Source organism: Anabaena sp. FACHB-595 (assembly GCF_048568275.1).
In the GTDB taxonomy this organism is placed as follows: Bacteria; Cyanobacteriota; Cyanobacteriia; order Cyanobacteriales; family Nostocaceae; genus Trichormus.
Window position 1 is genome coordinate 3889840 of sequence record NZ_CP183473.1, and the last position, 25530, is coordinate 3915369.

A 25530-nucleotide genomic window follows, 5' to 3' on the forward strand; every position below is an offset into this window, starting at 1 on the left:
TTCCAAATCATAACTACTGAGTTTGAATTGATATTGCTGGATGGAGATTGGGCAACATAGATACTATAGATGCTGAAGTTAACTTCAAATTTGTCGCTGGTAAGTAGTATACCTATGACTGACAATCTCGTGACTATAGATAAAAATACTTATGATTCTCTTCAAGAAGAACTCATAGGACTACGCCAGGTAGTAGCAAAGACTTTAAAACCAGAGTCATTTATTGAGTATATACCTGCGGCGATCGCTATTTTCGACAGAGAGATGCGCTACTTGCTGGCTAGTCGGCGCTGGCGAGAGGACTATAACTTAGGTGATGAGAATATCGTTGGTCGTTTCCATCATCATGTTTGTCCAGAAATCACTTTGGGTTGGCAAAACAGATATGAGCGTTGTTTGGCGGGAAATACAGAGAAATCTGAAGAGGAAACTCTCATCCGTCGGGATGGGACTATTGATTGGGTGAAATGGGAAATAAATTCTTGGTATGAAGTATCAGGTGAGGTGGGTGGTTTAGCTGTTGTCTCTGAGGTAATTACCGCACGTAAACAATCAGAAATGGCTTTAGCTGATAGTGAAAGACGTTTAAGAGAGACGGAAGCACGGTTACAGCGCCTAGCCGATAATCTGCCAGGGATGCTTTATGAATTTTGCCTTAAACCTGATGGCACGATGACTTTCCCTTATGTTTCTTCTGGGTGCCTAGAACTGATAGAATGCAGTCCCCAAGAGTTACAGGATGATGCCTCGCTCACTTTTGCCAGTACTTATCCTGAGGATATTATAGGGCTGCAAGAGGCGATCGCTAACTCTGCTAAAACTCTGCAAAACTTTGAACATGAGTGGCGTATTATCACTTCTTCAGGTCAGCTAAAATGGGTCAAAGGAGCCTCCCGACCGGAACGTAAGCCAGGAGGTGAAATCACTTGGTATGGTTATCTATTAGATGTAAGCGAACAGCAAGCCGCACTTCGTGAACGCAAACAAGCAGACCAACAACTGCAACAGCAAGCACAATTATTACAAAGTATCTGGGAAGGCGTAGATTACGGTATCTTTGTTTTGGATGTTTTGGATGATGAGGCAGAGTTTCGTTACGTTCAAATCAATCCTGCCATGTACCGAATTAGTCCTGTACCTCTTGAATCTTTCATCGGTAAGACAACGGCGGAAGCACTACCACCCGAAATTGCCAGCTTATATCGCCAACGCTATCAACAATGTATCCAGTCGAAAAAGAGCCTATTCTTTGAGGATGATTTCTTAGTTAATGACAAAGAAACTTGGTGGCTCATTAATATTACACCCCTTGGCGATAGCAATTCACGAATTTCACAACTCATAGTGACAGCGACGGAAATTACAGAACGCAAACAAGCTGAACAAGAACGACAATTGTTTGTCTCTCTGATTGAAAATAGCAGTGACTTTATTGGTTTTGCGACTTTAGCAGGAAAACCATTATTTCTGAATGAAGCTGGACTCAAGTTAGTTGGTCTTGATAGTTTGGACGCTTTGAAGAATCTCCACATTATGGATTTCTTCTTTCCAGAAGATCAACAATATATGGATAAACACGTTATGCGTGTGGTGAATGAGCGTGGTTTATGGCAGGGTGAATATCGTTTCCGTGACCATCAAACTAACGAAGCAATACCTGTGGACTTTAATATGTTCACTGTCAAAAATTCTGAAACTGGTAAGCCTTTGTGTTTAGCAACGGTTACTCGTGATATTCGGGAACGTAAAAAAGTAGAAGCATTACTGCAAGAACAAGAGCAATTTTTGCGTAATATTTATGAGGGTGTTGATCAAATTATCTTTGTGGTTGATGTTTTAGAAAACTTGGATTTTTGTTATACAGGTTGGAACTCAACAGCAGAAAAATATACAGGAATTAGTCGAAATGATGCTATTGGTAAAGCACCTGAGGATATTTTTGGCAGTATTGAAGGTGTAGTAGTGCGTCAACGATACAAGAACTGTGTAGAGGCTGGTGTTAGCATTTCTTTTGAAGAGTGTCTAACTGTCAACAATCAAGAAACTTGGTGGTTAACTAAAATTAATCCCCTCAAGAATAGCTCAGGTAGAATTTATTGCTTGGTTGGGACAACTTTGGATATTACACAGCGTAAACAGGTAGAAATTCAGTTGCAACAACAAGCCGAAAATTTAGAAAACACTCTGCGTGAATTACAGCTTACTCAAACTCAACTTATCCATAGTGAGAAAATGTCTTCCATTGGAAATATGGTTGCAGGTGTAGCTCATGAAATCAATAATCCAGTTAACTTTATTCATGGTAATTTGATTCCAGCCAGTGAATATGCTCAAGACTTGTTACAGCTAGTAGAACTCTATAGACTCCACTTTCCCTACCCGCCAGAAGAAATTCAGGAACTCATTATAGATATTGACTTTGATTTCCTCAAGGAGGACTTGGTTAAGCTGCTGCAATCTATGCGTATAGGAACCCAACGCATTCGAGAAATTGTCTTATCACTCCGCAATTTTTCCCGCCTTGATGAAGCTGAATTTAAGCAAGTAGATATTCATGAAGGTATCGATAGTACTCTCATGATTTTACAAAATCGTCTGAAAGCCAAGTCAGACCATCCAGAAATTTTAGTTGTTAAAGATTATGGCGATTTACCTTTAATTGATTGTTATCCTGGTCAATTAAATCAGGTATTTATGAACCTTATAAGTAATGCTATTGATGCTTTAGATGAGTCAGTTATCGGTGGTCAGTTGTCAGTTGCTACACCCACAATTTGTATTCGTAGCGAAATGTTTAATAATAATTTGGTACGAATTACTATATCAGATAATGGTGTAGGGATTCCTCCAGAAATATTATCGAAACTGTTTGACCCATTTTTTACTACTAAGTCTGTGGGTAAGGGAACTGGCTTAGGTTTATCTATTAGTTATCAAATTGTTGTGGATAGACACAATGGCAAATTATCTTGTAATTCAACACCTGGACAAGGAGCAGAATTCGTCATCGAGATTCCTATTCATCAGTGAATTGTGTTGATTGCTTTACCAAACTATTTGTAAACTCAAAATAAACCCTGGTAATATATCTTCCCCAGATAATTGTGTTGGGTATGCTAATATTTCTACGGGGTTGTGGGGATGTGCCATGATATTTGATGATAACAAATCCGATTTGGGAAAATATATTTGATTGTTTGTATTGTTGGGGTGTGTCAACCATATTGTGGTGGTTGAATTATATTTTTGGCGTAACCATATTGGGGTGGTGTGCCATGTATTGGATATCAACAACCCTAATTGGGGAAATTTTATTGCGGTGGGATATTTTTGTTGAGTCGGACAAGTGTTCGGTTTTGCAACCTACCAACCTATCCAACCCGGTTTTATATTCGGAGGTCGTCACCTTCCTCGCTGGGACAGGTCTGGACTCCCTAATGTGCGCTCGATAAATTCCCACTTACCGACTCTGACTTTGGGGCGTACTCACAGAATAGCCACCGCGACAACACGAAAACCAACATTGTTGTTCCGATTCGCGCGCGCGTTTCTGTTGCGATTAGCACAGCGACAGTTCCTGGCATTGTTGTTCCACGAACCGCCACGCAGCAGCTAACGTTAACCTAATCCCATGCTCAGATTCTCAATTAATTGAGAAATCTGATTGTATATAGTGTATATTGGTTAGTAGGCAGAAATAGCAAATTTAAAAAAAAGATCGTTCCGCTTCGCTACACTAACAAAGTGTAAAGATTAAGAAGTGTAAAGGGGAAAAGGGCAAGAGAGAAAAGGGAAAGGAATCCTCACAGAATAGCCACCGCGACAACACGAAAACCAACATTGAAGAGCCGATACGCGCGCGCGTGCATGTCGCGATAAGCACAGCGACAGCTCCTGGCATGGCTGTGCCACGAACCGCCACGCACCAGCTTTATGTTATTATTTTTACTAGTAAGCAACGCACTTCCATCTGTTGGCGCACCTTGGTAATTATCATTATATATATCTTCGCACCATTCCCATACATTACCACACATATCGTATAAACCGAAAGAGTTCGGCGGAAATATTCCTACATTGGTTGTTTCTCCACGATATTTACCTTTGGGTGCAGCACCGTAGGGAAATTCACCGTTGTAGTTAACTAAATCTGTGGTGATGGTTTCGCCAAAATAAAAGGGCGTGGTTGTCCCCGCACGACAAGCATATTCCCATTCTGCCTCGCTGGGTAATCGGTAGGTTCTTCCTGTCTTCTGGCTCAATTTCTGACAAAACTCTACCGCATCATTCCAACTCACTTGTTCTACAGGTCTTTTCTCACCTTTGAAGTAGGAAGGATTATTTTTATTGCCTATAATCTTTTGAAGAATGTTGCCACCCATAACTGCTTGATACTGTGCTTGGGTAACTGCATATTTCCCCATGAAGAAGCCGGGAACTGTCACCTGACGCTGGGGACTTTCCCTATCAAATCTTTCCGCCTCGCTTTCCGGTGAACCCATTGTAAATGTTCCCCCTGGTATCTGCACCATTTCCAAGGTGACACCATTCCCTAAGTCTTCTGCAAAATATTTTGCTGTCCGGTTTTGGCGGTTGGTGATTTTCCCTTGTGCGTTTACCGTCACCACTTCAAATGAAAAGGTCTCTAAGAGATTTTTTTCAGGTGTAGATACTCCCTTAGGAGGATCATCAGTTTGTCCTTCTTGTTTTACTAGGGTTTTACCACGCAAAAGGACAATTCTCTTAATTGCCTCGATTGCTTTCGTAGTCTGCGTTGAATCAGCAGTTAAAACCCGCATCCATAATTGTTCTGCCAAATCCCAATTTCTGTTTACTTCTGCTTCGTAAGCATCTTCTCTAAGGGTAGCAATATCGGCTGGGGTTGCATATCGAGGTACAAGTATTAAATGAGATTTAGTTACAGGCTCGGCAATAATATAAGGTGTTTGTTTGCCTTTACTGTGGGAGCTAACAATTTCCGAGACACGACGTTGTAGATACTGATTCAAGCTTGCAGCTGTGGTGTATCCATCTCGAAACCCTTCTAATAATGCAGTAGTAAAAGCACCTTGTTGTAATGCTTCAATTTCATAAGAATATTCCTGCGGACTACAGGAAAAAATACTAATAACCCCTTTTTGACGTGCTTCTGCTGAGGTTTCTTGGCCAATACCAATATGACCACCTTTTATACCATCTATTTTGCCTTCATTGCGACAAGCATCTAAAATCAAGACAAGATTATCAGCACCAGAGCAACGCAGGTTTTCAGTGACAAAGTTAATGGAAATGGCCGTATCTGCAATGTCCCTGGGATTACCATCTGAAGGCATGAGATAATCGCGTCCATTATGGCGCATCCCATGACCACTGAAGAAAAACCAAAAGTTATCACCCGCACCCATTGAGAGGCTTTCAAATAAAGTTAGTAACACTCGCCGTAAGTGAGTACGGGTAGGGCGGGTTGAGCTAACCCCAAAATTAGGGGAATCATCACTGAATAAAATAACTTGGTCAAACCCCGCCTCTTTAATGAGAAACTGCTGGATTAACTCTGCATCCCGCTTGGCATAGTTTAGCGGTTCCAGATAATCATACTGGTTAACGCCGATCGCGATCGCCCAATTTTTCGCCATCCTACTTTGGTTCTTGTCGCCTAAATGTCAGTTTAATTGCACCTTTACCACCAGCTTTCGCGCCGTTCCCAATTAACTTGACTTCACCTTCGCCGCTAATTTCTACTGATAACTCAATTTCTTCTAGCTGTAACCCAGGGTTGTGATTGGCTTGCTTTTCTGCACGATTAAACAAACCCCCTACCAGTTGTAGAAAGTGTGTCATGTTTTGTTCTAAGTCTTGTGCTTTGACTGGGAAAGCATCTCCGATGATTTTAGGGCTAGGTATTGTTTTGAGTATGTCTGCTCCGAAACCGCCTGTGTTACTATTTCCGCCTTTAGCACCAACACCGTCAGGGGTAGTTTCGGGTGCTTCGCCTGTGACTATCCAAATAATGTCTGAGGTTGTGTCTGTCATATTGCACTGGGTTTTTTAGTATTTTCGCATAAGTATATGTATAAGGGGGACTATCTCACGCAGAGACGCAGAGGCGCGGGGAGATATAATTAATATTCAGCGCTCTTATGATTTCGGTGAGGTAACACGATGATCATCGCCGCGAAGAATCTGGCTCTACCAGATCACACTCAGCTACCAGATTCTGATGGTAATTTCGTGAAAAATTTTCAGGAACATCCGCAAAGTATTTTATTAACTGATTCGATTCTGCCACGATTAGAAGAAATTCATCCTGATGGTTATTATTGCATTGGTCAAGATTCTGGTATCTATTGGCGGTTAACAGACCCACCAGAGAAAGGTGCAGAAGCGCCGGATTGGTTTTATGTCCCGAATGTTCCGCCAACTCTCAATGGTGAACTCCGCCGGTCTTACGTGTTTTGGCAAGAATTGATTGCACCATTGATCGTTTTAGAATTTGTTTCGGGAAATGGTGAGGAGGAACGAGATAAAACTCCTTACAAGGGAAAATTCTGGATTTACGAAAATGTGATCCGTCCTCCTTACTATGGTATCTATGAAGTTAAAAAAGCATCGGTTGAAGTTTATCAATTAGTTGGAAATCATTACGAAAAAATACCTGCTAATTCTAGAGGACATTACCCGATTAAGCCTATGGGTGCGGAGTTGGGTATTTGGCCTGGTAAGTTTATCTTGGATACAGAGTTACCTTGGTTGCGGTGGTGGGATGAGCAAGGTAATTTACTGTTAACGGGTGATGAACGTGCGGAAGTAGAACGCCAACGTGCGGAAACAATAGAGCAGGAAAATGTGCGATTACGGGAACGGTTGCGCGCTTTGGGTGTTGATCCTGATACTCTGGGTTAAATGATAGGCGATCGCTTTTATCAAATTGTAGGATGGATAATGCGCGATGGTGTCCCGTCCAAAGTAGGCGATCGCTTCCATTATTTTATTATTTGTGTGTAAGTTTTAATATCGTGTTCAAGTCTTCCTCTTCTTCTCTTTCCATCTAAAGCAGATGAAATATTGATGATTAATCAGAATGATATGATGTCCTTCTCTGTTGCTTTTTACAGGTTCTATTTTATGGACTGGTTGCACTTTCATATCATTCAAAGAAATTGCTGTGTTTAGTTGGTCTAGTTTTCTTTGAGTAATATTTCACAGGTTAATAGGGCAGATTTTTCGAGCTTCTTTTGAATCGCTACCATCAAAAATATCTTCAGTACCTTGGTCTTTGAAGGATACTATTATAACTAACGCGATAGCAGAGATATTATGCTATTACCCTAAATCACCAGTATCATATAAAGTATGAAAAATCAAGATATAAGCAATGATAGGCATTAAAAATTTACATTTAAAAGTAAGAAAAAAGTAAGAAATGGATTTTTTCTAAAAAACCGAGATTCAAATATAGTAAGGAAAAATAATGGTACGACCGCGCAAGCTCTTTGCTCAACATTGGCTCAAAAGTGAGAAGGCACTCGACGCAATTGTGAAGGCGGCAGAGTGTAGTACAAATGACCGCATCCTAGAAATCGGCCCCGGTACAGGTATTCTGACTCGGCGTTTATTACCTGCGGTGCAGTCTTTAGTTGCAGTAGAAATAGACAGAGATTTATGTGAACTATTAGCTAAACAATTAGGAAAGAAAGAAAATTTTTTATTGTTACAGGGAGATTTCCTGACAATAGATTTAGCCGCAAATTTAGGATCATTTCCTAAGTTTCAAAAGCCTAATAAAGTAGTTGCTAACATTCCCTACAACATTACTGGGCCGATAATAGAAAAACTATTAGGAACTATTTCTAATCCCAACCTCGAACCATTTGACTCCATAGTATTGTTAATACAAAAAGAAGTAGCCGAAAGGTTATATGCTAAATCTGGATCAAGAACATTTGGGGCATTATCGGTCAGGGTACAATATTTAGCTGATTGTGAATTTATCTGCGATGTCCCTGCGAGTGCATTTCATCCACCACCAAAAGTAGATTCCGCAGTTGTTAGATTGCGTCCTCGACAGATAGAAATTCCTGTTAATGACCCAAAACGACTAGAGAATTTGGTAAAGTTAGGATTCGGTGCGAAACGTAAAATGCTACGGAATAATTTGCAATCGGTGGTAGACCGCGATCGCCTGAGCCAATTGCTGGAACAATTAAATATAAACCCCCAAGCCAGAGCTGAAGACATCAGCACTCAGCAATGGGTAAAATTAGCAAACTTGTTGGGAGTAGAGTAATTTCAGATTTTGGATTTTCGATAAAAGTCAAATCCCCGTCCCCAGTCCCCAGTCCCCAATTCCCATTCCATGCGTTCCTACAAATTAATTGCTCCCGCCAAAATTAACTTGTATCTAGAAATCATCGGCGACAGACCCGATGGGTATCATGAGTTAGTGATGATATTGCAAAGTATCGACCTAGCCGACGAGATTGAAATACATTCCCTCAGCAGTGAAACTATCCACGTTCATTGCAACCACCCACAAGTTCCCACAGACAAAAGTAATCTCGTATATCGCGCCGCCGAACTGATGGTGACAAGATTTCCTGAAGCCTTCACGAAACATGGGGGTGTAGATATTACCGTTCACAAACATATTCCCGTAGCAGCTGGCTTGGCTGGAGGTTCAACTAACGCCGCAGCTGTGTTAGTCGGGATAGATTTACTTTGGAACTTGGGACTAACCCAAACAGAACTAGAAGAGTTAGGCTCTACTCTTGGTTCCGACGTACCATTTTGTGTGGCTGGTGGTACAGTCATCGCCACAGGTAGAGGAGAACAACTTTCCCCCTTGCCCAGTTTGGATCATATATATATAGTATTAGGCAAATATCGCAGCTTAGAAGTTTCCACCGCCTGGGCATATAAAAACTACCGTCAAGAATATGGTAGTACTTATCTTAGAGATACCAATGACTTAGCCTCCCGCGCCGCCGCAGTTCATTCAGGTAGTATAGTTAAGGCTATTGTAGAAAAAGATGCTGTAGCGATCGCCCAAAGACTGCACAATGATTTAGAGAAAGTAGTATTACCTTCCTATCCGCAAGTTTTGCACCTCCGAGAATTGTTAGCATCTCAACCAGGTGTTATCGGAACCATGATGTCTGGTTCAGGCCCTTCAGTATTTGCTCTGTGTGAAACTCAAGCACAAGCAGAACAAGTTCAGCAGCAAGTAAGACAAACAATTCCCGACGAAGATTTAGAATTATTTGTAACTCGCACAATTACACATGGGATTCAAGTTGTGGGTAATGGGTAACTTATGAACAACGAAACTCAACAAACAGATACATCAGGACAAGTTCCACCTACGCCATTACGCTGCATAACAGGAGCAGGTATTTCTGGCGGAATGGGATATGCTTTGTATTTATTAATGATATCCATCGCTACAACCTTTGCCAAAAAACCCATCCACTCGGATAACCAGTTAGTTATCAGCTTGACCTCTGCTGTGCGTACCTTGGTAGTTGGGATAGTCGCTTTGGGAACAGGGATATTTGCTATAGTGACAATTGGTTTGTTAGCATTAGCCGTACAACTGTTAGTGCAGCAGTTGATAAAACCTAAAAGTAATTAAAGGGTATAAATGTTTTAAACCCCTACACCCTTACACCCGGTCTCAACAGACAATCTGGGTGCGTAAGTCCTAATTAACTCCGGCTAGTCAATAAGCATTTTTCCGATTGAGGACAAACATCAATCAGTTGTGGCTTCAGATTTCTACCAGACTGGAGCGATTGTTGCTGTTTTCTCCAAGCTTTAGGAGGTAAACCGTGATGTTGGCGAAATTGGCGAGAGAAATGACAAGCATTTTGATAACCCAGCGCTGTCGCAATCTGTTCGATGGTTTTATTAGTATTCCTTAGTAGAGGACGCGCTGCGGCCATTCGCCGCTTGAAAATCCAGGCGTTTACCGTATCCCCCGTTTCTCTAGCAACTCTACTAGTTAGATAAGCTGGTGAATAACCAACCGCAACAGCTACATTTGATAATGTAATTCCTTGATGATAATGAGCTTCTATATAATCAAAAACTTCCTGAAGGTGGGGAATAGAGGGAAAAATTGCTTCAGAGTCTACAGCGAGGGATTCGGTAAGTTGATGGGATTTAGTTGCATACCAATACCTGAGTAAAGCTTGCTTTTCTAAACGGATAGCGATCGCTTTGAGTATTTCCTCTATAGTAGAAGGCTTAGTAATATAGTCATCAGCTCCCAACTCCATACCCTTGCGAAGACCGCCTTTTTCATGGCTCCCAGCGAGAAAAATAAAGGGAATAATCGCGGTCAGAGGATCTTGGCGTAGCACATTTAAAACATCGTAACCATCCATATCAGGCATCATAATATCGCAGATAATCAAATCTGGTAAATATTTTTGTGCCTGTTGAATACCAGCCGCACCGTTTTCAGCTGCTATACCATCAAAACCTCTAGCCTCAAGCACCGCTAAAAAGAGATTGCGACTATCGCTATCATCTTCAATAACCAGGATTGTTTTCGATGATTCGTTTGTCATTTTTCCATCACTAAGATTGGTGGTCATTTCAGTTACCAATAGAAACTATCAGCCATATAGAAAAACTGGGTGTCCTTTCCTCAAGCAAGGTAAAAATCACCACCTAAACAGGTGTACAACGCTTCAGCCCCCAATCAAATGTTATGGCTAGGAAAAATTGAGAAACAAATTCAGAGAAATTATTATTGCCACGTTTCATATTCTTATTGGCTCCTGCTAATCAGACTTAATAATATGAAGGCACTTACAGTTATTGAAATGAAGACTAGATAATTTTTAATCAATAAATCACTAAAACGTTGCCTTTTTTCATATTTCTCATGTCAACTCATTAAAACAAACATTTTTCCCTTGCTTTATTCAAGTAAATAATATTTACATTTGTCGCTTATCTTGTGATAGCTCATAAGTTAATCATCCCATAATTTTCATGGGAAAGAATTATGTATTATCTAAGTGGCATCAAAATTAAATATAAACCTAATCAATAAAAAAGATGGTGCGTAAGAAAATGTCCTTATTGATAGTTTTATTTCACATTATATAGAGACATATATTTACTTGATTTCTCTAAAGAGATTTAAAAGATAATATTAAACTAGAATCATCATAGATTGCCTATAACATTTTTTAATAGCTTAGAAGTAATTTGTCTTCATCAAAAACAAGTAGTAATATTGCAGTCCGGTAAATAATGGGTTATCTAAAATAAACGAATTTTTAGCTCCTAAACAGAAGTTTTACTATTTTAATTTATATCGGATTTAACTATATAATAACAGTCCGGGTCATCTGTCAGAGGGAGTACCTTTCCTTCCCATCATCCTTCTCAATAGTTATCACTTATCTGTCGAAAGAAGTATAAAATATTAAGCTATTTTGTAACCAAATATACATTTACTGCCGAATAAGGCTTGTTTAGCCACAAGTATGACAACTACCACGTAAGCTTAATACCATCCTAATAAGCTGCTCATGGTTTCTCAAAAAAATGTAGCATCTCCAATCTGCTCTCATTTGATTGGGGATAAAACATCGTACAATTCCTCTCTTTAATCGAGTGTTCAGTATTAAATTGTTGAATTACAAGCATCGACAGGCATAAAAAATTGGCTGAGAAGAAAAAGAATATATCAATTTAAATTTTTTCGATTAGCAATATATTTTTATGTCTCGGATTGTTTGTTACAAACTCAATAATTGAATATTGCTAGTGTAAATAATAATGCTCGCAACTATAAGTCTGATTTATTTCTATTGGTGTATAAATAGAAATAATTGCAAATTCACAAAAAGATAAAAACTTTTATTTTTTATTTGGACTTTAAATGGTATCATTTTATTCCGCCACATATTACTTAGATAATAAAGTTAAAAAAAGCCAGTAAATTTAAATAAAGAAAAAAGAGATATGTCTATCAAAAAATTGATCATATATCTACTGCCAAAGATTGAGTAATCTTAGCAAAGAAGTTGCTTCTGCAAAACGGTTCATTTTTAGGGGCGGGTTTAACTAGATATTTATTAAGCAGATAAAAATGCTCACTGGCTAAATTCACCCCTATTTTCAAAAATAGCGATCGCCTACAACCGACCAGAAAAAGTCCACTTTTATCTGTGGTTGAGCATTTGCAAAGGCTTCTGTAGGAAATGTTTTGTGCTGTTTTTCCTATGCTGTAGTGTCAAAATCTTCTTTTGGAGATAGTGAAATTGGTTTGATTGTTGAATGATGGGTTACACCCCTCAATCAGCGATCGCCAAAAGTAGGGCGAACCGTTCGCGCTATACTCCCTCCAACACACAGAAAAGAAAAGACAATGAATTACTATACACTTGCTTACACAACCCTTGGTAACGTGCGCGTATCTCGTAGCACAACCGAGGTGAAGATGGACACTGCACTAGATGAAATTCTCTTTCACCTAAATCAAGTACGTGGAGGTTTGTTAACCAGTAGTTACGAATATCCAGGGCGATACAAAAGATGGGCGATTGGATTCATTAATCCCCCATTACAACTGACAACAAGAGAGAACGCATTTACCATCTCTTCACTCAATCCTCGCGGACAGGTGCTACTACCAACCTTGTTCCAGCATCTATCAGCCCAGTCGCAACTACAACAAATCAGCCTCAATCATGACTACATCACAGGTGAAATTCGACCCACAAAACAGTTATTCACAGAAGAACAACGGAGTAAACAACCGTCAGCCTTTACAGTCATCCGCGAAATTCTCCAGATTTTTGCGAGTGATGAAGACGAGCATTTAGGGTTATATGGTGCATTTGGTTACGACTTAGTATTTCAATTTGAACCAATTCCCCAAAAAATTGCTCGTCCCGCAGACCAACGGGATTTAGTCCTGTATCTACCCGATGAACTCATAGTTGTAGATTACTATCTACAAAAAGCATATCGTCACCAGTATGAATTTGCCACAGAACATGGCAACACCGAGCATCTTCCACGGACAGGCCAGTCCATCGACTACCAGGGTAAACATCTTCTACCAAACCAAACTGCTGACCATCAACCAGGAGAATATGCCAACCTAGTTGAGCAAGCACTCGACTACTTCCGCCGGGGTGACTTATTTGAAGTAGTTCCTAGTCAAAACTTTTTTACAGCCTGTGAACAATCACCCAGTCAACTATTCCAGACCTTAAGGCAAATTAATCCTAGTCCTTATGGATTTCTGTTGAATTTGGGTGGTGAATATCTCATAGGTGCATCACCAGAAATGTTTGTGCGAGTTGATGGTAGGCGAGTGGAAACCTGTCCCATCAGTGGCACTATTAGACGGGGAGAAGATGCTTTAGGCGACGCTGTACAAATTCGTCAGTTGCTTAACTCCCATAAAGATGAAGCCGAGTTAACAATGTGTACTGACGTAGACCGCAACGATAAATCGCGGATTTGTGAACCCGGTTCAGTCAGGGTGATTGGTCGTCGCCAGATTGAACTGTACAGCCACCTCATTCATACAGTAGACCATGTAGAAGGGATACTGAGGCCGGAATTTGACGCTTTAGATGCCTTCTTGAGTCATACTTGGGCAGTTACAGTCACAGGCGCACCCAAACGAGCCGCCATGCAGTTCATCGAACAGCATGAACGCAGCGCCCGTCGTTGGTATGGGGGAGCAGTTGGTTATTTAGGCTTTAATGGTAACTTGAATACCGGATTAACCTTGCGGACAATTCGTTTACAAGACTCCATCGCCGAAGTGCGAGTTGGTGCAACAGTCCTTTACGACTCCATTCCGTCAGCCGAAGAAGAGGAAACAATTACTAAAGCGACTGCATTATTTGAGACCATTCGCCGTCATACCACTGCCAATAAAACTCAAGGAAACGATAGTCATCGCCCTGGGGATATCGCCCACAATAAGCGTATCCTCCTCATCGACTACGAAGATTCATTTGTTCACACATTAGCCAATTACATCCGCACCACCGGCGCAACCGTCACCACCCTACGTCATGGTTTTGCTGAATCATATTTTGATGCAGAACGCCCAGACTTAGTGGTATTGTCTCCCGGCCCTGGTAGACCCAGTGACTTCCGAGTTCCCCAAACGGTTGCAGCCTTGGTAGGTCGAGAAATCCCCATTTTTGGCGTTTGTCTGGGATTACAAGGCATAGTGGAAGCTTTTGGCGGAGAATTAGGCGTGCTTGATTATCCCCAACACGGTAAACCCGCACGGATTTCAGTGACTGCACCTGATTCTGTGCTGTTTCAAAATTTACCAGCATCCTTCATCGTGGGTAGATACCATTCCTTATTTGCCCAACCCCAAACTATACCCGGTGAACTCAAAGTCACAGCGATTTCTGAGGACAATGTAATTATGGCAATTGAACACCAAACACTACCTATAGCCGCCGTCCAATTTCATCCAGAGTCAATCATGACCCTAGCAGGAGAAGTTGGTCAGACAATCATTAAAAATGTGGTGCAGACATATACCCAAACTTTAGAAACATCAATTTACTCTTAGTGGTAATGGGTAATATAGCTGTTGACAGTTAACTGTTGACAGTTGACTGTTGACAGATTTGAAAGTCTTGTTTTATCAGGGTTTGATGTTAGCTGGATGTTTTAATCTATCTGGCTACAGCTATAAATGTAATTCTCTTCTCCATCACCAATTACCAATTACCAATTACCAATTTTCAAACCATCAAATAAAATCATCAGGGGAAGTTATGTATCAGGAAGACATTTACAATTCACAGAACGTTAAGAAAATAAATAATGAGCAAGTAGACCAAATTATTAAATCAATAATTGCCGGAAAGTATTCTTGGGCTTGCGTTTTACTGCTGCGCTACTCTGGTTATAACCCCATAGATTACATCCCTTACCGTACTTATATTCGCTTACTCAAAAACAACTGTCTGGGTGGGAAAAATCAAGAAGGCAGAAATGACTCTCAAGAGGTCTTGATTTGAACCACATCTGAAAAAAGATGTTTTAAATGATGCTGAATACTTGAATTCTTGTTGTAGGGGAGTAACAAGAAATCCCCTACAAACCCGCAGCTTGTTAGTAAATATTGGATATAAGAACATAGGGAATAATGGCCCCCACACCCCTATACCCTTATACCCTTTCTTAATTATCCCCTCTCCAGATTCGTAGCAGGTTATGATGTTGTACCCTAGCGCCATTAATACCAACCGTCTGCAACCAATTATTAGAGAAATTGTTTGGCAGAAAAAGCAAGAAGTTGCACAACTACACCAACAGATGTCATTGGCTTCTTTACAACGCCAATTAACTGCTGCGCCAACCGTGCGGGATTTCTTGACAGCTTTGCAGCAAAATCCTTACCAACCTAGCCTGATTGCAGAAATACAAAAAGCCTCACCCAATCATGGCATGATTCGCGCTGATTTTGATCCAGTAGCGATCGCCAAAGCTTATGAACGAGGTGGTGCAGCTTGTCTATCAGTAGTGACAGATAGCTCATTTTTTCATGGTAGTTTTGAAATTCTCCGTGCTATCCGCCAACGGGTTCCACTACCCATATTATGCAAAGAATTTATTATCGACCCCTGCCAAATTTATTTAGCACGAGCAGCAGGAGCCGATGCAGTACTATTAATTGCAGCCATTCTCACAGACAGAGAACTAAAAGATTTTTTGCGAATAATTCACTTTTTGGGAATGAATGCCTTAGTCGCAGTTCATAGTTTAGCTGAACTAGATAGGATACTTAAATTAGACGATGTTCGCTTAATCGAAATTAATAACCAAAGCCTGCAAGATTTTACCACAGATATCAGTACCACCCAAAACTTATTAACAGCCAGGCGATCGCATCTACAAAACTTGGGTATCACCGTCGTCAGCGAATCTGGATTGTATACACACACAGATTTATCCTTAGTAGCGGAAGCTGGCGCAAATGCAGTGATAGTTGGAGAATCTTTAATTAAAGAACAAGATATCGAGCAGGCTGTACGTTACCTGCTTACAGGGGATAAATAATATCATGTCCAGTTGAAACTAGAGAAAAACTTCTGGTAGTTATCAGGAAATAGCTGAGAACAAATTGTAGTATCAACTACTTATCTCAGCGAAACCCTGACCCCTGGACAAACCAGGGGTTTTTATTTTACTCATCACTGTTTATTCTGGTAATACGACAATTGGCCTTTTTGCATATGCGATCGCCAGAAATAACATCAATATCTGAGAATTATCATTTGATAAAATCCCCTGTGTTTTGCTTGGGCTAACCAGTTTGTCCCAAAGGTAATTTTATCTAACTGCCCGTTAGAGGTGGATGCTTGATTACTATTGGCACAGGCAGCAATCATACTGCTAGCAAGGCAAATAGAACTACATTGAATAAATTGATGGCGACTAAGGCGATGAACAGGTGTTAATGCGGGTGGTGATGGATACATAGAATAAGAGAATGTTCCTTTTTCAGGTTGAACTCAGTATTCTAAAGATGCTGAATCCTCCTTCATCAGTTTTTAGCTGAGTCGGAAAGTACACTCTAAAATTAATTTTTGATTGACTAAAGAGTATGGCTGAATTTCCAAGGCACGTTTAAAAGCTTTGATAGCTTTAGCATACTTACCTAGCGCCGCATAACATAAACCGATACCATGAAGTGCGCCAAAATGTACTGGATTAATTTGAATGACCATTTGACAATCAGCCAGGGATTTTTGATATTCTCCCATACTGTAATAGAGAAAAGCCCGTCGATTCCAAGCCTCTGCAAAATCTGGTTGTTCTTGGATTAATTGTGTGAGCATTACTTCAGCTTCAGTAATTTCCCCGGCATCCAGTAATTTTTGACTCTGATCAATTTTCTCTAACCCATACATTCCCTTTTGTTGAAACCAAATCCGCCAGAGTTTTTTTGTGGCTTGTTCCCGAACTAAAGCATCAGAATGTTTCAAATCTTCAAGTAAAGAACTAATTGATGAAGAATCCATGAATTTTAGAATGATGTTTGTCAGTAATTGTCTCCTTTTATCAAGGTATCAACTTTCGTCGGAAATTGCTTAAGTCAATTTTAAATTCCTCATAAAAATTCTTCGGTGATCATAGCAAATTCAGCAAGGGACATGAGATTTTTGGTATTAAGTAATACTCTTGAGCCATAGATTGGCAGATGCACCCTTAAGTAGGGAGGAATTAGAACATCAAAGTTTTAAAAACAAAAACTGACTATTAGTGATTGACAAATTCTCAGTAATGAATGGTTCATAAAAAAATTACAAAACAGTAGTAATGATGCTGAAGCCAAACAGCTTTCCGGGGCGGTATCCCTATTATCCGTAGCCAATGGGATGCACATTCCCCTGTGGAATCATCTTCATAACCTGATCCTATTCCACATCTTTTTGCGTTTGCAGTTGACAGTTAACCGTCAACTGTCCAGAAACCGTACAAGTGACTATGTATTCTTACCTTCGTTCCTATTGAGTACGATTTCAAGGTTCACACGACTTTGGGCAGCGAGATATGATCCTAATAGCCCTATGTTGACAAGATTTACATTTATCGATGTGGAATATACTGGAAGTATGAGATATAGGCAATGTTCTTTTCATTTTGCACAACATTGAAAATCTTCACCACAAGAAGTTGGAGTTTTCCATAGCTGTCATGTCATTACCAAAAATCCTTCAATAGAAATATACTCAATAGAGTCTAAAATTGGTGAATAAGCATATAAACGCATAGAACCATACACAACCCATTTATCAGGTTCTTTAGCATATAAAGCATTATTCCTCATTCACCAAGTCAATCAAGCTGATATATTAAATAGGAAGACACAAATAAACTTAATTATATTAAGTCAATATCAAGATGAGATAAATTATAACCTTTTTCTCCTGCTTGAGCAAAATAATAAATAATCACTGGGGCGTACTTATGATATTTGATATATGTAGCTTATTTATTTAAGTAACTGCTGCCCAGAGGACAAATTATGGAAATAAATTTGAGTTCGTAACTGAATCATCATCTTCATAAAATATCTATATTTTCTATATAAAAAATTCAAAAAATATAGGGTATGATATCACGGTATAAATTTTAATTTTCAATAGTAAAATATAACAGTTAGCCAATCAGTACAGATGAAAGGTGACCACAACACTGAAGGATCAAAGTTTTAAGTACATTATCTGCTTGCAATGTATACACAGGAAGTATTTTCTATTTACCTATAACTTGAATACTTATTGATTGCCTCAGTCACAAAACTTGTCGATCACACTTAGAAAATAATGGGAAACCCAACTATTGGACAATTAGAAAGAGAGATTTCACAACGGGTCAGTTCTCTGTATAATGAGAAGCTGGGACAGAGACCCAGCCAAATTATTTGTCACTTTTTTGATTCTGAATTGGTGATTTCTTTAGAAAATTCAGTTACCCAAACTGAGCGTACACTGTTGGATGGAGGTCATGAAATTTTAGTCGAACAAATAAGAATATTGCTAGATAAAATAATTAAAAGAGAACTACAAATCTTGATCGAGAAAGTGATTGGTAAGCCTATTCTCGATTTGATGAGCAATACTAATTTAGCCACAGGTCGTACAGGCATCATCGTGATTTTAGACGAGTTACCCACAGTACGCAATCCAGAATCTATTCCGAAAGTAAACTGGAAGAATGTCGCCGATTAACATAATGAGTAATCAAAGTATTTAACTGAATAAAATTATATGGTTTGGTAATGTAGTCATCAGCACCTGTAAGAAAAAGGTGGTCTTGATTCTGCACCAAAATAAAAGGTATAACAGCAATAATGGGAATATTTGCTGTTTTTGAGTCTTGCTTGAGGTGATTAATTACTTGGCTACCACTTAAATCCGACAGTATCATATCTAATATGATGAGATCCGGTTTTTGAGTTTGTGCCAAAATAATTGCTCTAACTCCTTGCTTGGCACAAATACAATCGTAGTTTAAAGTTTTCATGTGGGAATTGAGCAGTTCCAAATTATGCAGATTTTCTTCTGCAACTAAAATCAATGGCCGTCTATCCATAAAAAAATAGTCACCCTTCATGCAAGGCTATACACCCAAAATTCACTACTCGGTCGAGTATTATAAATCACTCCCAATAATGGACGTCTTTTTTAGTAAGTGATTTGACGGATGTACGAGGCTGACTTCACGCGGCTGAGTGCGGCTTGACATGGCTGGCTCGTATGTTCTTGACTAGGTTGAACATTTACGCTGATGTTGAGGGTAAACTGTAACAAGCTAGTAAGTATATCAAGTTAATATCTTGATTCTAAATTAATACTATAGTCAAGTGGTAATTGCAACTTAACTATGTTAGGACTTACGCATGAAAACGAGAAATCAAGGGTTTGGAGAAGGGTGTAGGGGTGTCAATGTTTAAAACCCTTACACCCAGTCTCAACAGACAACCTGGATGCGTAAGTCCTATAGCTATTCAGGAGAGCTAACATTAATAGTATGAATTGCTAGGGTTTCATCACTTCTACGACAGCCCGTCTCTTGACATAGGTATTCAATTAGAATTATTCTCACTCTTAGTAGATTTGATATCCATTACCACTATATTCCTATTACGTCAAGCATCTATTATCAGCAGTCCAGATTAATCCATGAAACTAAAGCAGCGACAGCAAAAAATGTTCAAGAATGTTAGCGCTGCTTCTAGAAATGAAGCGCGGGTATTTTTAGCTACTTTATTTTTAGTTGTTGTTCTCATTTTGGCAGTAGGCGCTTCTTTATCGTTTGGTGCTGTCCCCATGACACCAGAACAATTGTGGCTAGCGATTTGGCGACAGGGAGAGCAAATTTATCAAACCATTCTGTGGGACTTGCGCCTACCAAGGACTATAGCAGCGATTTTGGTGGGTGCAGCTTTAGGAATGTCAGGTTCCCTACTCCAGGGAATGTTACGCAACGGACTAGCCGACCCCTTTTTACTGGGGATTTCTGCGGGTGCTGGTTTGGTAGCGATCGCCATGTTTAGTTTAGGGGTATTCTTAGCTTGGGTTCCCTTGGCGGCCTGGGTTGGGGGAGTACTGACTACAGTGATTGTCTATTTTTTAGCCAGGACTGGGGATGGTATTTCTGTAGAAAGGTTGATTTTGGGTGGTGTGGCGGTAAGTGCCATGTTTGGGGCGATACAGTCTGTGTTGCTACTGTTAACAGAAGATGGCAGGATACAGGCCGCCTTAAATTGGCTGATTGGCAGTTTAAATGGCCGGGGATGGGCAGAAGTGACTACGGCTGGTGCTTATATTAGTGTGGCATTAGTCTTGGGATGTTTATTAGCGCGATCGGTGAACTTATTGAACCTGGGGGATGAATTAGCCGTAAGTTTGGGAGTTTCCTTGGGGCGATCGCGCATTTTCATCGGCGGAGTTGCTACACTATTAGCCGCAGGTGCCGTCAGTATTGGCGGCTTGATTGGTTTTGTTGGTTTAATAGTACCCCACGGTATCCGCTTACTAGTAGGCACAGATTATCGCGCCGTCTTACCACTCAGCGCCTTGGGAGGTGCATTAGTCATGACCATTGCAGACTTACTTTCCCGTCTGGGTGCAGTAGAACTCCCAGTTGGTTCCGTCACCGCGTTGCTAGGTTCACCGTTATTTATTTGGTTACTTTATCGTCGTAAAAGCGGAATTTGAACTTCTTGATTACGAATTATTCTTATGCCTCTAGAAACGCAAAACTTAACGGGTGGATATACAGCGAAAACTGTAGTTAATAACATCTCCTTAGCAATTGAAAAAGGTGAGTGGTTGAGTTTAGTAGGTGCGAATGGTTCTGGTAAATCTACCCTACTAAAACTCATGAGTCGTTTATTAGTTCCCCAAACAGGAATTGTATTATTAGATGGGAAAGCAATTCATACTCAACCCGCCAATATTGTCGCTCAAAAATTAGCCTTATTACCCCAACAGCAAGCAATTCCTCCAGGGTTAACAGTCAGGCAATTGGTATCTTTAGGGCGTACCCCGCACCAACCTTGGTGGCAATGGGAATTAAATGTAGAAGATAGAGAAAAAATTGCTGAGGCTTTACATTTAACTCAGATGGAAAGCTATCAGGAACGTTTAGTAGAGCAACTTTCTGGCGGTGAAAGACAAAGAGCTTTTTTAGCCCTAGCTTTAGCCCAAGACCCGCAAATTCTCTTATTAGATGAACCCACAACTTATTTAGATATTCGCTACCAATTAGAACTATTAGAACTATTGAAAAATTTGAATCAAAAGCCAGGGATTACGATTTTAACCGTTTTACATGAAATCAACTTAGCTGCTAGATATAGTTCTCGGATTGCTCTACTTTATCAAGGTAATATTTTTGCTTTAGGAGAACCAGAAATTGTTCTCACACCAGAAAATTTAGCTGAAGTGTTAGGCGTAGAAGTTGCCATCTTGAATACTCCTGTAGGATTGCAAATTTGTCCATTAGCGCCGATTCAATAAAAATTTTGTCGGTAATATATACATACGTAAGTAAATATAAATGATATTTATATGGTAAACATGATAATCATTATCAAAAAATGTTATACTAAACATTGCTAATGAATCAGCATCTACCTAAAGTAATGATCAAAATAAAACCTGCATCGCAGAGATATTAAAAACCACCAAAAATTGGATTTTTTACAGAATCTCATACCAATAATATTCACCCAATTCATAAATAGATGAAGGTAAATATTATGACTTCATTTTGCCATTAATCATCATATTAATGGCGTAATTTTCATGCGTCTTAATTTTTTTGCTGAGGAGAATTCATGAAATATTATTTGTTCACAGCAGTTTTGGCGGTGACAATTCCTATAGCTGCACTGGGAAATGAAATACCAGTCAATAATAATCCAGTTAATCAGGTAGAAAATGCCAAGTTAACTGAAATCAAAGCCATTAATCTTGAGGAAGTTGACAAAGGAATCAGCATCATCATAGAAACAGCTAGTGGAGAAATTCCTGAAGGGGAAATTATTGAAAATAGCACCGACGTAGTTATTAAATTAAGCAATGTCAAACTAAATCTTCCTGACGGTAATAACTTCATCAAAGATAAACCCATTCCGGGAATCAATTCTCTCACCGTTACTCAACAATCTGCAACAGAAGTAGAAATCAAAATCGTTGGAGATGGAACATTACCAAACGTTGAACAACGAGAAAGTCAAAAGGGACTGGCGTTGAGTGTCATACCCACACCTAAAGCAGTAGCAGCAGAAAATACCATAGAACTCAACGTCGTGGGAAACCGTGACGCAAATGAAACAGCACCGGCTAACGTCACCATTATCGATAGGGAACAAATAGAAAAACAACAAGCGCGAGATGTCAGAGACTTATTGCGTTATGAACCAGGGATTTCCGTACCCTATGACAGTCGCGGTGGTTTACAAGGAATCAACTTGCGAGGGTTGAGTGGAAATCGCGTCAATCTGCAAGTAGATGGTATTCGTCTACCTTATGAATATAGCTATGGTGCTACTCGTTTGGGTAGAGACTTTGTAGATATTGAAACCTTAAACGCTTTAGAAATTTTCCGAGGAAATAATTCCGCAGTATTAGGAAGTGACGCGTTAGGTGGAACAGTTAATTTTGCAACCGCTAGAACTGGAAGTCTATTAGAGAATATTGGTAAAGACTCTTATACAAGTGTTCGCGCACAATATAGTAGTAAAGATAGCGGTTTTGTCGGAACATTTGTCCAAGCAAATCGGTTGGATAATATCGACACTCTATTTATCTATACCCGACGTGATAGTGGGTCACTAAAAGTAGCTGGAGGAAACAGCATTTATCAAGATGACCAAGATAGAACCCGCAATAACTTTCTAGGAAAATTAACTTATAACTTTAACCAGGAAAGTTTTCTGGAATTGACTGGAGAATATTTCAACAACATTACTGATAGTCGATTCTCCACCGCCAACTTACCAGGAATGGTGTTTGAAGCTTCAACTCAAGATTTACAAGAAGAAGTCACAACAACTCGTAGCAGATTTAGTCTGGGATATCAATACGATAATCCCAACAGCAAATCATGGTTGCAATTTGTCCGTGCGAATCTTTATTACCAAAATGCAATTATCGAAGAAGATAGTAACAGGAGTGTCCGCAGTGCGGGAACTATCAGAACAGAAGCAGCAGATAAGGATTTAACCGACAGAATTTTTGGGGCAAATGTTCAACTCCGCAGTGATTTTAATATAGGGGATATCAAAAATAGTCTCACCTCTGGGTTAGAAATTTCCCACAACTACAACGAACGCAATTACTTTAACTTTATTACCACCACAGGCACAAGAGTAAATGCAGCCGGATTCCCCCAGAAAGACTTTCCTGATAGCGATACTTTCCGCCTTGGTACTTACTTACAAAATGAAATTTCCTTTGGTGATGGTAAAGTAAAATTAATCCCTGGCTTGCGCTTTGATGTTTACAACTTAAGCACAGCAAATAATCCTGAATTTACACAAAAACAGCAAGGCGTTGACGCGGTAAATTATTCCACATCTGCACTTTCTCCCAGCTTAGGAATTGTCTATGAACCATCTCCAGGATTAACATTATTTAGTAGATATTCCCGTGGGTTTCGTCCCCCACTATATAGCGAACTAAATTTTGCTTTTCGCGCTGATATTCCATTACGCCCCCATAAAGGTATTTCTAACCCCAATTTACAAGCAGAAACCAGCAATAACTTTGAACTAGGATTACGTAGCCGTTCCCAACAATTTGATTTTGATATTACTGGCTTCTACAACCGTTATAGAAACTTCATTGAACCATCTGTATTTGTTGGTTTTGACACCAATGATTTCGGGACATTTAGAACGGCTGGAAGAGCGATTCCTTTCCAGATTTTTCAGGCGCAGAATATACCAGATGCAGAAATTTTTGGCTTAGAAATTAAAACAGCTTACCGATTTAGTCCAGAACCTGGTGGTTTTAGCTTAAAAGGCGCTTTAGGTTGGCAAATTGGTAATGATTTAACCAAAGATATCCCCTTAACTACGATTAATCCTTTACAAGCAGTTATTGGTTTAGGATATCAGTCCCCAAATGATACATGGGGTGCAGAATTAATCGGTACTTTTGTCGCCCAAGCTAGAGAACAAGCATTAGTTGATGACCAAACTAGTGTACAGAATGGTGGACAAGCAACCAGAAAAATCGATTTTTATGAACCTGATGCTTATACCTTAGTGGATCTTGTTGGTTACTACAATATCAATCCCCATCTCACATTAACGGCTGGTGTTTATAACATCTTCAATACTGAATATTATCAGTATGCGGATGTGCGGACAATTAATAGTAATGCTACCGCTTTTGCGGCGCAACGGGGGCGTTATGCTCAACCTGGGACAAATTTCGCTATTAGTTTGAATTGGAGATTTTGAAGAGATTAGTCATGAATAAACATCTGATATTATGGGCGATGTCTTTTTTGGTGACTGTTAATTTATGGGGTTGTGCAAATAATCCAAATAACTCTACAGCCACAGATACAAAACAGGCTGCATCGCAACCAATCAAATTAGCAACCAGGGTAGTAGCATTGACACCGTTAGGTGCAGATTTAATCTACAACTTGGATAAAAGCAAACTATTGGCTGTTCCGGCTGGCAGATATACCGATGTAGTGGCTAAAGCTAAATTTGCTCAATTACCGAGAATTGGCGGGAGGGGTAACATTAACTTAGAAAAAATTGTGGCTTTAAAACCAGATTTAGTCATTGGTTCAGAAACATTTCAAGGTCAGATTTTAAATAAACTCAAGGAATTAGGAATTAACACAGTTTCTCATGAAACGAGGAGTTGGCAAGATTTGAAAACTTTGACAGAAGATTTAGCTGGACGTATCGGTGCTGACCCGAAACCAATTTTAGATAAATACCAATCCTTTATAGCTCAAATTCCCGAAAATGGTAAATCTGTTTTAGTATTAGTTAGTACTCAGCCAACCTTATCCCCTAATAGAAATAGTTGGTCTGGTGATTTATTAGAAAAATTTCAATACAAAAATGTCACAGGGGATTTACAAGCTAATACTAGATTTCAAGGTTATTTAACTCTCTCACAAGAGCAAATATTGGCTACTAATCCAGAGAAAATATTTATCATGGAATCTGATAATGTGAATCCAGATGATTTTAAAAAACTACCTTTTTGGAATCAACTAAAAGCAACACAAAATAACCAAGTCTACATTTTCCATCATGATGGTTTAATTAGTCCTACTAGTGTGAATACAGTAGAAGAGGTGACTAATAAATTACGTCAGACAGCATTGAATTAGGGACTAAGCTTATTCTGCTTTTAAGTTGCAAAATCCATCGTGAGGGCTGTTGACCGTTGACAGCCCTTATTAGCCGTTATGCAATTTAGGCGCGCCTTAGCTGAGTACCACAAGTCAGAATAGCCTAAGGCG

Annotated in this window: 21 protein-coding genes; 13 read left to right on the plus strand and 8 right to left on the minus strand. The window is 39.6% G+C overall.

All coding sequences use genetic code 11. The annotated features are described in order from the left end of the window. Positions 1-114: 114 nt before the first annotated feature. A complete protein-coding gene (locus tag ACN222_RS16140) occupies positions 115-3030 on the plus strand; it encodes a PAS domain-containing protein (RefSeq protein WP_126986990.1) in 2916 nt (971 codons plus the stop codon). Between the two features lie 456 nt (positions 3031-3486). Here the strand turns inward: ACN222_RS16140 and ACN222_RS16145 are convergent, their stop codons facing one another. The 3 genes from ACN222_RS16145 to ACN222_RS16155 form a co-directional block, all read right to left on the minus strand. Beyond that, positions 3487-3612 (minus strand): SUMF1/EgtB/PvdO family nonheme iron enzyme, encoded by a 126-nt coding sequence (locus ACN222_RS16145; RefSeq protein WP_126987005.1) that lies wholly within the window; start codon positions 3610-3612, stop codon positions 3487-3489. A gap of 191 nt (positions 3613-3803) precedes the next feature. Then, entirely contained in the window at positions 3804-5636 is a 1833-nt protein-coding gene (locus tag ACN222_RS16150) for an SUMF1/EgtB/PvdO family nonheme iron enzyme (RefSeq protein WP_010997377.1), read from the minus strand. Position 5637: 1 nt separating this feature from the next. Continuing rightward, positions 5638-6033, minus strand: a complete 396-nt coding sequence (locus ACN222_RS16155; RefSeq protein ID WP_010997378.1) for a hypothetical protein — start codon at positions 6031-6033, stop codon at positions 5638-5640. Between the two features lie 129 nt (positions 6034-6162). Between ACN222_RS16155 and ACN222_RS16160 the strand changes: the two genes are divergently transcribed. Next, positions 6163-6903 (plus strand): Uma2 family endonuclease, encoded by a 741-nt coding sequence (locus ACN222_RS16160; protein ID WP_010997379.1) that lies wholly within the window; start codon positions 6163-6165, stop codon positions 6901-6903. A 117-nt stretch (positions 6904-7020) separates the two neighbouring features. Here the strand turns inward: ACN222_RS16160 and ACN222_RS16165 are convergent, their stop codons facing one another. Next, a complete protein-coding gene (locus ACN222_RS16165) occupies positions 7021-7197 on the minus strand; it encodes a type II toxin-antitoxin system RelE/ParE family toxin (protein ID WP_269083603.1) in 177 nt (58 codons plus the stop codon). 274 nt (positions 7198-7471) lie between these two features. Between ACN222_RS16165 and rsmA the strand changes: the two genes are divergently transcribed. The 3 genes from rsmA (at position 7472) to ACN222_RS16180 (ending at position 9631) form a co-directional block, all read left to right on the plus strand. Next, positions 7472-8287 carry a 16S rRNA (adenine(1518)-N(6)/adenine(1519)-N(6))-dimethyltransferase RsmA gene (gene rsmA / locus ACN222_RS16170; protein WP_010997380.1) on the plus strand — a complete coding sequence of 272 codons (816 nt, stop codon included), beginning with the start codon at positions 7472-7474 and terminating at the stop codon, positions 8285-8287. Positions 8288-8356: 69 nt separating this feature from the next. After that, on the plus strand, positions 8357-9310 hold the full coding sequence (gene ispE, locus ACN222_RS16175; protein ID WP_010997381.1) for a 4-(cytidine 5'-diphospho)-2-C-methyl-D-erythritol kinase: 954 nt from the start codon (positions 8357-8359) through the stop codon (positions 9308-9310). 3 nt (positions 9311-9313) lie between these two features. After that, on the plus strand, positions 9314-9631 hold the full coding sequence (locus ACN222_RS16180; RefSeq protein WP_010997382.1) for a DUF3082 domain-containing protein: 318 nt from the start codon (positions 9314-9316) through the stop codon (positions 9629-9631). 73 nt (positions 9632-9704) lie between these two features. On the opposite strand, the gene ACN222_RS16185 is transcribed toward ACN222_RS16180, so the two are convergent. Then, entirely contained in the window at positions 9705-10571 is an 867-nt protein-coding gene (locus ACN222_RS16185; RefSeq protein WP_190449584.1) for a DNA-binding response regulator, read from the minus strand. A 1817-nt stretch (positions 10572-12388) separates the two neighbouring features. On the opposite strand from ACN222_RS16185, the gene ACN222_RS16190 reads away from it, so the two are divergent. The 3 genes from ACN222_RS16190 to trpC all read left to right on the plus strand — a co-directional run bounded on the left by ACN222_RS16190 (position 12389) and on the right by trpC (position 16071). Continuing rightward, positions 12389-14575, plus strand: a complete 2187-nt coding sequence (locus tag ACN222_RS16190; RefSeq protein WP_044521700.1) for an anthranilate synthase — start codon at positions 12389-12391, stop codon at positions 14573-14575. Between the two features lie 208 nt (positions 14576-14783). Continuing rightward, entirely contained in the window at positions 14784-15029 is a 246-nt protein-coding gene (locus ACN222_RS16195) for a HetP family heterocyst commitment protein (RefSeq protein WP_044523119.1), read from the plus strand. Between the two features lie 199 nt (positions 15030-15228). Next, positions 15229-16071: an indole-3-glycerol phosphate synthase TrpC gene (trpC, locus tag ACN222_RS16200; RefSeq protein ID WP_044521702.1), complete on the plus strand. Its 843-nt coding sequence runs from the start codon at positions 15229-15231 to the stop codon at positions 16069-16071. Positions 16072-16268: 197 nt separating this feature from the next. Here trpC and ACN222_RS16205 read toward each other — a convergent pair whose 3' ends face one another. Continuing rightward, positions 16269-16493, minus strand: a complete 225-nt coding sequence (locus ACN222_RS16205; protein ID WP_010997387.1) for a hypothetical protein — start codon at positions 16491-16493, stop codon at positions 16269-16271. 72 nt (positions 16494-16565) lie between these two features. Beyond that, positions 16566-17036 carry a tetratricopeptide repeat protein gene (locus ACN222_RS16210; RefSeq protein ID WP_010997388.1) on the minus strand — a complete coding sequence of 157 codons (471 nt, stop codon included), beginning with the start codon at positions 17034-17036 and terminating at the stop codon, positions 16566-16568. A 1308-nt stretch (positions 17037-18344) separates the two neighbouring features. Here ACN222_RS16210 and ACN222_RS16215 point away from each other — a divergent pair. Then, positions 18345-18749 (plus strand): DUF2294 domain-containing protein, encoded by a 405-nt coding sequence (locus tag ACN222_RS16215; protein ID WP_010997389.1) that lies wholly within the window; start codon positions 18345-18347, stop codon positions 18747-18749. Here ACN222_RS16215 and ACN222_RS16220 read toward each other — a convergent pair. Then, positions 18712-19113, minus strand: coding sequence for a response regulator (locus tag ACN222_RS16220; protein ID WP_126986987.1), 402 nt, complete (start codon positions 19111-19113; stop codon positions 18712-18714). The genes ACN222_RS16215 and ACN222_RS16220 overlap by 38 nt on opposite strands. 590 nt (positions 19114-19703) lie before the next feature. Here ACN222_RS16220 and ACN222_RS16225 point away from each other — a divergent pair. The 4 genes from ACN222_RS16225 to ACN222_RS16240 all read left to right on the plus strand — a co-directional run bounded on the left by ACN222_RS16225 (position 19704) and on the right by ACN222_RS16240 (position 25398). Beyond that, entirely contained in the window at positions 19704-20741 is a 1038-nt protein-coding gene (locus ACN222_RS16225) for a FecCD family ABC transporter permease (RefSeq protein ID WP_010997391.1), read from the plus strand. 24 nt (positions 20742-20765) lie between these two features. Continuing rightward, positions 20766-21545 carry an ABC transporter ATP-binding protein gene (locus ACN222_RS16230; RefSeq protein ID WP_010997392.1) on the plus strand — a complete coding sequence of 260 codons (780 nt, stop codon included), beginning with the start codon at positions 20766-20768 and terminating at the stop codon, positions 21543-21545. 320 nt (positions 21546-21865) lie between these two features. Further along, on the plus strand, positions 21866-24499 hold the full coding sequence (locus ACN222_RS16235; RefSeq protein ID WP_010997393.1) for a TonB-dependent hemoglobin/transferrin/lactoferrin family receptor: 2634 nt from the start codon (positions 21866-21868) through the stop codon (positions 24497-24499). 11 nt (positions 24500-24510) lie between these two features. Further along, positions 24511-25398: an ABC transporter substrate-binding protein gene (locus ACN222_RS16240; protein ID WP_010997394.1), complete on the plus strand. Its 888-nt coding sequence runs from the start codon at positions 24511-24513 to the stop codon at positions 25396-25398. Positions 25399-25530 lie beyond the last annotated feature (132 nt).

Bases quoted from the DNA above. Each gene is read 5' to 3' on its own strand.
- ACN222_RS16220 (WP_126986987.1), bottom strand. From the start codon at position 19,113: ATGGATAGACGGCCATTGATTTTAGTTGCAGAAGAAAATCTGCATAAT.
- ACN222_RS16140 (WP_126986990.1), top strand. From the start codon at position 115: ATGACTGACAATCTCGTGACTATAGATAAAAATACTTATGATTCTCTT.
- ACN222_RS16230 (WP_010997392.1), top strand. From the start codon at position 20,766: ATGCCTCTAGAAACGCAAAACTTAACGGGTGGATATACAGCGAAAACT.
- ACN222_RS16210 (WP_010997388.1), bottom strand. From the start codon at position 17,036: ATGGATTCTTCATCAATTAGTTCTTTACTTGAAGATTTGAAACATTCT.
- ACN222_RS16190 (WP_044521700.1), top strand. From the start codon at position 12,389: ATGAATTACTATACACTTGCTTACACAACCCTTGGTAACGTGCGCGTA.
- rsmA (WP_010997380.1), top strand. From the start codon at position 7,472: ATGGTACGACCGCGCAAGCTCTTTGCTCAACATTGGCTCAAAAGTGAG.
- ACN222_RS16155 (WP_010997378.1), bottom strand. From the start codon at position 6,033: ATGACAGACACAACCTCAGACATTATTTGGATAGTCACAGGCGAAGCA.
- ispE (WP_010997381.1), top strand. From the start codon at position 8,357: ATGCGTTCCTACAAATTAATTGCTCCCGCCAAAATTAACTTGTATCTA.
- ACN222_RS16180 (WP_010997382.1), top strand. From the start codon at position 9,314: ATGAACAACGAAACTCAACAAACAGATACATCAGGACAAGTTCCACCT.
- ACN222_RS16160 (WP_010997379.1), top strand. From the start codon at position 6,163: ATGATCATCGCCGCGAAGAATCTGGCTCTACCAGATCACACTCAGCTA.
- trpC (WP_044521702.1), top strand. From the start codon at position 15,229: ATGTTGTACCCTAGCGCCATTAATACCAACCGTCTGCAACCAATTATT.
- ACN222_RS16185 (WP_190449584.1), bottom strand. From the start codon at position 10,571: ATGACAAACGAATCATCGAAAACAATCCTGGTTATTGAAGATGATAGC.
- ACN222_RS16195 (WP_044523119.1), top strand. From the start codon at position 14,784: ATGTATCAGGAAGACATTTACAATTCACAGAACGTTAAGAAAATAAAT.
- ACN222_RS16225 (WP_010997391.1), top strand. From the start codon at position 19,704: ATGAAACTAAAGCAGCGACAGCAAAAAATGTTCAAGAATGTTAGCGCT.
- ACN222_RS16150 (WP_010997377.1), bottom strand. From the start codon at position 5,636: ATGGCGAAAAATTGGGCGATCGCGATCGGCGTTAACCAGTATGATTAT.
- ACN222_RS16205 (WP_010997387.1), bottom strand. From the start codon at position 16,493: ATGTATCCATCACCACCCGCATTAACACCTGTTCATCGCCTTAGTCGC.
- ACN222_RS16240 (WP_010997394.1), top strand. From the start codon at position 24,511: ATGAATAAACATCTGATATTATGGGCGATGTCTTTTTTGGTGACTGTT.
- ACN222_RS16215 (WP_010997389.1), top strand. From the start codon at position 18,345: ATGGGAAACCCAACTATTGGACAATTAGAAAGAGAGATTTCACAACGG.
- ACN222_RS16235 (WP_010997393.1), top strand. From the start codon at position 21,866: ATGAAATATTATTTGTTCACAGCAGTTTTGGCGGTGACAATTCCTATA.